General features: G+C 45.8%; 4 protein-coding genes, 2 tRNA genes and 2 rRNA genes (1 of these 8 only partly in view). 3 read left to right on the top strand and 5 right to left on the bottom strand.

The window, feature by feature from the left end; genetic code table 11:
- The 3 genes from HMPREF1222_RS08865 to HMPREF1222_RS08855 form a co-directional block, all read right to left on the bottom strand.
- Positions 1-475 (bottom strand): 23S ribosomal RNA (locus tag HMPREF1222_RS08865); it reaches 2,490 nt to the left of the window's first position.
- Between the two features lie 229 nt (positions 476-704).
- A tRNA-Ala gene (locus tag HMPREF1222_RS08860) sits at positions 705-778 on the bottom strand.
- A 104-nt stretch (positions 779-882) separates the two neighbouring features.
- Positions 883-2,432: ribosomal RNA gene (locus HMPREF1222_RS08855) — 16S ribosomal RNA — on the bottom strand.
- Together the 16S and 23S rRNA genes with 1 tRNA gene alongside form the textbook arrangement of a ribosomal RNA operon.
- Positions 2,433-3,134: 702 nt before the next feature.
- On the opposite strand from HMPREF1222_RS08855, the gene HMPREF1222_RS08850 reads away from it, so the two are divergent.
- From HMPREF1222_RS08850 to HMPREF1222_RS08840, 3 genes are all read left to right on the top strand, one after another.
- A tRNA-Ala gene (locus tag HMPREF1222_RS08850) sits at positions 3,135-3,207 on the top strand.
- A gap of 143 nt (positions 3,208-3,350) precedes the next feature.
- Positions 3,351-3,797 (top strand): PTS sugar transporter subunit IIA, encoded by a 447-nt coding sequence (locus tag HMPREF1222_RS08845; protein ID WP_006188512.1) that lies wholly within the window; start codon positions 3,351-3,353, stop codon positions 3,795-3,797.
- Between the two features lie 54 nt (positions 3,798-3,851).
- Positions 3,852-4,085, top strand: a complete 234-nt coding sequence (locus HMPREF1222_RS08840) for a thioredoxin domain-containing protein (RefSeq protein ID WP_016519101.1) — start codon at positions 3,852-3,854, stop codon at positions 4,083-4,085.
- A 153-nt stretch (positions 4,086-4,238) separates the two neighbouring features.
- On the opposite strand, the gene galE is transcribed toward HMPREF1222_RS08840, so the two are convergent.
- Both galE and HMPREF1222_RS08830 read right to left on the bottom strand, forming a co-directional pair.
- Positions 4,239-5,207, bottom strand: coding sequence for a UDP-glucose 4-epimerase GalE (gene galE, locus HMPREF1222_RS08835; RefSeq protein WP_006188510.1), 969 nt, complete (start codon positions 5,205-5,207; stop codon positions 4,239-4,241).
- A 25-nt stretch (positions 5,208-5,232) separates the two neighbouring features.
- Positions 5,233-7,281 carry a 4-alpha-glucanotransferase gene (locus HMPREF1222_RS08830; protein ID WP_016519100.1) on the bottom strand — a complete coding sequence of 683 codons (2,049 nt, stop codon included), beginning with the start codon at positions 7,279-7,281 and terminating at the stop codon, positions 5,233-5,235.
- Positions 7,282-7,303 lie beyond the last annotated feature (22 nt).

Genomic DNA, 7,303 nt, shown 5'->3' with positions numbered 1-7,303 from the left:
TGGATCGTGGTCGACCCGGATTCCGACAGGATTTCTCGTGTCCCGCCGTACTCAGGTACTGCACCGGCAAGACGACTGTATTTCGCGTACGGGGATTTCACCCTCTCTGTCAGGCTTTCCCAAAACCTTTCCGCTATACATTCGCTTTCTAAACTTGCTGTACGTAAGCCCGTGCAGCCCTACAACCCCCGTTTAACGGGTTTGGGCTCTTCCAATTTCGCTCGCCACTACTTTCGGAATCTCGTTTGATGTCTTTTCCTTGAGTTACTTAGATGGTTCAGTTCACTCAGTATTGCTTTACCTCTCTATTTTATTCAAGAGCGTAATGATAGAATTACTTCTATCGGGTTACCCCATTCGGCTATCTCCGGATCACAGGATATGTGCTCCTCCCCGAAGCTTTTCGCAGCTTATCACGGCCTTCTTCGCCGGTCGGCTCCAAGACATCCACCATAAACCTATTCTTCGCTTGACCATATTATTTTCTCTTCTTAAACCTAGCTCTTTCCTCTCATCTTTCCCCTTACCGGAAAAAACTCAATTCCACAGCTATCTTAAGCTTATTCTCTTCACCTTATTTTCCTACTCTCCAGCTCATTTCCCCTTTAATATCAAGAAAACTCACCTTCAAGTAGTCTTTCTTTCCCTTCCCTCATCTTTCAAAGAACAGTGCGTGGCGATAAAAATATTTTACGCTGCGCTTTTGGAGATAAGGGGATTTGAACCCCTGACCTACGGCTTGCAAAGCCGCCGCTCTAGCCAGCTGAGCTATATCCCCTTACTACAAACCAACAATATAAAAAAGGTGGGAAAGAAGAAGGAAAGTAAGCGGAAGCTTTGTGTACAACTACAAAGCATTTTTTAGTATTACCTTTCTCTAAGAAAGGAGGAGATCCAGCCGCACCTTCCGGTACGGCTACCTTGTTACGACTTCACCCTCCTCACCAAGCGTACCTTCGGCACCGTCCTCCTTTGCAGGTTAGACAAGCGACTTCGGGTACCCCCAACTCGGATGGTGTGACGGGCGGTGTGTACAAGGCCCGGGAACGTATTCACCGCGCCGTGCTGATGCGCGATTACTAGCGATTCCAACTTCATGAAGTCGAGTTTCAGACTTCAATCCGAACTACGATTGCTTTTTTGCGGTTTGCTCCACCTTACGGTCTCGCTTCGCTTTGTAGCAACCATTGTAGCACGTGTGTAGCCCTGGACATAAGGGCCATGATGACTTGACGTCATCCCCACCTTCCTCCGATTTGTCATCGGCAGTTCCGCCAGAGTCCTCAAGCTTTACCTGTTAGTAACTGGCAGTAGGGGTTGCGCTCGTTGCGGGACTTAACCCAACACCTCACGGCACGAGCTGACGACAGCCATGCAGCACCTGTCTAGCAGGGTATTGCTACCAAGCCTTATCTCTAAGACTGTCTACTAGATGTCAAACCCAGGTAAGGTTCCTCGCGTACCATCGAATTAAACCACATGCTCCACCGCTTGTGCGGGCCCCCGTCAATTCCTTTGAGTTTCACCCTTGCGGGCATACTCCCCAGGCGGTACACTTATCGCGTTTGCTTTGGCACTGAAGCTCTTGCCCCAACACCTAGTGTACATCGTTTACAGTGTGGACTACCAGGGTATCTAATCCTGTTCGATCCCCACACTTTCGCATCTCAGCGTCAATTATCGGCCAGAAACCCGCCTTCGCCACCGGTGTTCTTCCAAATATCTACAGATTCCACCCCTACACTTGGAATTCCAGTTTCCCTTCCGTAATTCAAGTTATACAGTACCCAATGCTATTCTAGGGTTAAGCCCCAGGATTTCACACCAGGCTTACATAACCGCCTACATGCCCTTTACGCCCAATAATTCCGAACAACGCTCGCCCCTTACGTGTTACCGCGGCTGCTGGCACGTAATTAGCCGGGGCTTATTCGTCGATTACCGTCATCAGATGAGCATTCCCTCTCACCCTTATTCTTCATCAACAAAAGGATTTTACAACTTTTCAGCCTTCTTCATCCACGCGGCGTCGCTCCGTCAGACTTCCGTCCATTGCGGAATATTCTTAGCTGCTGCCTCCCGTAGGAGTTTGGGCCGTATCTCAGTCCCAATGTGTCCGATCACCCTCTCAGGCCGGATACCCATCGTCGCCTTGGTGGGCCTTTACCTCACCAACTAGCTAATGGGACGCAAGCTCATCCTCAAGCGAAGCCGTAGCTTCCTTTCCTCAATACTTCTTATGAACCATTGAGACTATTCGGTATTACCTGCTATTTCTAGCAGCTATCCCCATCTTAAGGGTAGATTACCCACGTGTTCCTCACCAGTCCGCCACTCTAGGAGAGAAGCAAGCTTCTCTCTTGCCGTTCGACTTGCATGCTTAAGACGCGCCGCCAGCGTTCGTTCTGAGCCAGGATCAAACTCTCCATTATTTTATTTCAAACACCCCGAAGGGCGTCTGATATTCATAATTTTAAGCAAGTCCCGTTTCTTATTTTTAGGAACGTTGACCTTGAGAAAAAAAAGAAATAATTACATAAAGCAACTATTACATCGCTTTACACTTCCCTTTCTCCTCTATTCTTTGTTCTACGCTTATTTTCCTTACCAAAGATTTTGCTCTTTGGCTTTTTCTTCTTTCCCTTCCCTTTTATTTCAAAGACCAATGCGCTTGAAGCGTGCTGTTTCAGTGCGCCGCAAGCGAAAAAGAATGTATCACAAAACCGTTCGTTTTGTCAAGCGTCTTTTTTCTTTTTTTCAACTTTTTTTTCATCGCTTATCGCTAAGCGCCGGTGAATAGAAAAAGAAAAACCATTCAAGGTATAACCGTTTCGCAAAACCTCAACGCCCAAAAAAAAGGATGCGGTCTTGCAAAACACCATGAGAAGTTTATTCAGCTTTACACTATCTAATAATAGAAGGAAGTAGCAAAACTTTAACGCTTTTCATTCTTGCTGCATCGTTCGCTGCGGGACAGTGAAGCGGTGCAACGGCAAGGACAATATCATATATTCACTCTACCTGTCAATAGACGCTTGACGTTTTTTTCTTTCTAAATAAATTTTCTTCAAAAAAAACACGTTCAAAAACACTTGCCCAATTTATCTAAAAACTATATACTAGCGCTATGTTTTGGGGAATTAGCTCAGTTGGTAGAGCGATTGGTTCGCAATCAATAGGTCAGGGGTTCGAATCCCCTATTCTCCATTATTCTTTTAATTCTCATCTGAATAAGTTAACATGTAGTAGCTTTCAATTCTTTTACTATATTCAACGGAACTCTCATCTGAAGTTGAAAATATAAAGATAAAATCCTTGACTTTTCCTACGAAGTCCCTTACACTAAAGATATGAACTTGAAAACCGTTTTGACACCTGAAACTGTCAATCTCCATTTAAAGGGAACCTCTAAAGAGGAAATTATTGATGAATTACTTGATATGCTCGTTCAGGCAGGAAAAGTAAAAGATAAAGCCGTTGCCCGAGCCTGTGTGTTAGACCGCGAACGCAAGATGTCTACCGGGATGAAACACGGCATTGCAATACCGCACGGAAAGACCGATTCGGTAAGCGATCTTGTCGCCTGTATCGGCATTTCGGATCATCCGGTTGATTTTGATTCTCTGGATCAAGAACCGTGCCGCATTTTTATTATGACGCTTTCGCCGATTGATAAAACGGGGCCGCATCTGCAATTCTTAGCAGAGGTTAGCCTACTGTTTAAAAGCGCGGAAAAACGCCAAGAAATACTCAACGCAACTGATAAGTCCGATATTATCCGTATTTTAACCGAATAGTATACACACTCCGGTTAAAATACTTAAACGGATAACAAGACTTAAGGAGGTTTTATGCTTGTAAACGTATTAACGGCAGGCGACGATGTCAGTGAGAAATTAAAAACATACTGCAATAGTTTGCCTGATGTCGATAAAAAGGTTATGGATGCGTCATCCGATGAAGGGAAAAGCTTTATGGGTGCGCATGGCGTATCTGCAGCTCCGATGGTGGTCGTGCTTGACGAAGACGGAAACGATCTGTTAAAAACCACCGATATGAGTGAGCTTGAAAAATTCTTTTCTTAAATTTCTTCTTACTTATTAACGAAAACCTCTCGGAAGTTTTGCTTCGAGAGGCTTTTTTTTGCACACAGCTGTGATTTTTCTGTTCCTTGCATCTCTAAAAATCTAACCGAGTTTTTAGAGATGCCCATGCTTTTAAAAAGTGTTCCCTATCCCTTACAGATTTTTATACATATTCCATGTTGATTCGATCAAGGTTTTTATATCGGAATATTGGGGATCCCAACCGATTGTTTCGCGGGCATGCTGCGATGTTGCATAAAGTTCGGCAGGGTCTCCGGGGCGGCGGCCGACAAAGCGTGCAGGGATTTCCTTTCCGGTAATGGAACGCGCTGCTGTCAGCATTTCGCTGACGGTAATGCCGACTTCGCTGCCGAGGTTGACGATGAGACTGCTGTCGGTTTTGTCGATATACTGCAGCGCGTCGGTGTGCGCTTTCGCAAGGTCGCTCACGTGGACATAATCGCGGATACAGGTACCGTCGCGCGTGGGATAATCATTGCCGAAAATCTGGAGCTCCTTCCGCATGCCGGCCGCGACTTCCATGATGATCGGTAAAAGGTTCTGCGGGTTCCGTTCAAGCCCCTTAACGGCGCCGGACGGATCATATCCGGCCGCATTAAAATACCGCAACGACGCAAATTTGAGTCCTTTAAGCCGATCGTACCACTGCAAAAACTCTTCGGTTTTCAGTTTAGTAAAACCATAGTAACTTTCAGGATTTTTAGGATGCTTTTCATCGATGGGGAGATATTCCGGAGAACCGTAAACGGCAGCTGATGATGAAAACACAAACCGGAGACAGCCGTGCTTAACCGCTGCGTTTAAGATATTCATCGTTGCAGAGATATTATTGACGGAGTATTTTTCGGGGTTCACCATCGACTCCCCGACTGCCTTAAACGCTGCTAAATACACCGCTCCGTCAAATCCGCGGGAAAAGGCCGCATCGATGTCGTCGCTATGCCGGGTATCACCTGCAATGAATTCCGTACCCGGAAAAATATTGCAAAGCTGTCCCGTCGATAAATTGTCGAATACCGTAACCGAATGACCGGCTTCCAACATTGCTTTAACTACATGGCTGCCAATATACCCGGCTCCACCGATAACCAATACACGCATAGTAAACCTCTTTTTAAACGTTTTTTCAGGATATTTGCCGTAATGCGGTTATACTCCGCAATTGCTTTATCAATTCTTTATTCTTGCCCAAAGTTTCTATCGGAAGCGGCAGCCGGTATGTCCAGTTCGACTCGCTAACCGTACCGGGCACATTAATCCGCTCATCCTGCGCCTTAACTGCCGGTAATTCGTCGATTATAAGTCCCAACCAATCCTGTATAGGGAAGATTGCAAACACTGACGGAACTTTGACTAAGACACTCAATAACCCCGCGGCTAAATCTTTTGTATAGGCAGGCTTTTTCCCTTCGATAGGGAACAATGCTTTCCGCATTGTTCCGTCAATATGCACGGCATCAAAGAACGAAAGCATATCGGCATACGAAAGCTCTTGTTCCCACCATTGCCGCATTGTCGAAGAATCGTGCACGGAGGTTACCGCAACAGCTTCTTTCGGATAATCTTGCAACGGAATAAAAGGAGCCCCGGATTTTTCCCAGTTGCGTTCCCACCGGAATACTCTAAGGCTCAAGATATGTAATTTTTCCAGAATTTCCGGCAGAACAGCAGGTTTTGCGCCTAAATCTTCTGCACAAGGCTGCATATCGACGGACGCGCACAGCTCCGCTAAAATATCTTCCGCTTGCGTTGCCCACAATTGATTCTGCTGAATTTCTTTTTCTTCTACGAGTGCGGAAAAATGCCTTTGTTCATCCGCCGATAGCGTTCTCCACGCAGTTGTATTCCGGTACAGGTATGCTGCCGTATACACGGCTGAACCGTGCAGGTCTTTTCCGGCTTTTACCAACATACGGTCAGTCCACTTTTGCCTTAAAACCGTTTCCACTTCCGGAGGCAACCCGCAGCGGTTTATATCCGCTTCGCTTTGTATTTCCTCTTTAAAAACCCAAAGCTCCTCCGTACCGATTCGATCGGCAACTTTGTGTAACAGTCCGTGTGCATACAGATAGTCGCCATGTACCGTATTTTGAACGATATCGGTATTGATGTGCGGTTCCACCATCCATCGGATTCGGTCTTTTGAAAAGCCTGCTTTTTGTAGATCATCTATCGTTATTTCCGAATAAGGGATCGGTTTCCCTAAAAGCCCTGTTGTTTCCCCTTCGGCAATTGCCCAAATTCTAAAAAAGCCTAAAATATGATCGAGCCGATACGCATGGTAATACTGCGACGCATGACGGAGCCGCTCCTTCCACCACCCGTAACCGGTTGCTTTTAAATTTACCCAGTTATAAATAGGGAATCCCCAATTTTGCCCGGTAGGATTATCCCCGTCGGGAGGACTGCCCGCGCGGAGATCGCTGCGGAAATATTCGGGATGCGCCCATACTTCCACCGAATCCTCGTTCATCAAAATCGGAATGTCGCCTTTTACAAGGATTCCATTATCGGCGCAATAGGTAACTGCTTTCAGCAACTGCTTATGCAGATGCATTTGTACCCACGCATAAAATAAATGCTCACGCTTCAAAACAGGATCATTCCATGCATCGATTATTTTAACCGCTGAAGGAGAACGCATATCAGCACACTCTTTCCAATCCTTCCATGATGCATGATAGTTTTGGCGCTTAATATTCTTGAATACAGCATATTCGATAATCCACGGATTTGCCTTTATCCATTCGGCAAATTCGCCTTCTTGAGAATCTGCAATAATCTGCGCTTCGGCCTTATTAAATACGGCATGCAGCAATACATTTTTTTCGTGCAATATCTGCCGATACTTAAACCGCTCTGCCGGTGTTTGCGGTTCAAAAGCAGCCCTCATTTTTTTTATATCGGTTTTAAATGTACGTGCTTCCGGTATATCGTCTAAACAGATGTAGATGGGGTGCAGTGCAAAAGCCGAAAGTGCATTATAAGGAGAACTGTCGGTACCCGTATCATTGACGGGTAAAAGCTGGATAATATGCAGTCCTGTTTTTTTGCAAAAGTCCGCAAAAAGAATAAGATCGGAAAACTCGCCGACACCGCAGCTTTTTTGACTATATAGAGCGGAAACCGGCACGGCAGCTCCGGATAAAGCCTGATTAAGCAGTGAACTTTTCATCTTATTCCCCCTTAACTACCGC

The organism is Treponema vincentii F0403 (assembly GCF_000412995.1).
GTDB classification, from domain to species: domain Bacteria; phylum Spirochaetota; class Spirochaetia; order Treponematales; family Treponemataceae; genus Treponema; species Treponema vincentii.
The sequence above is the reverse complement of the archived record's forward strand: the minus strand, read 5'-3'. Positions and strand labels throughout refer to the sequence as shown.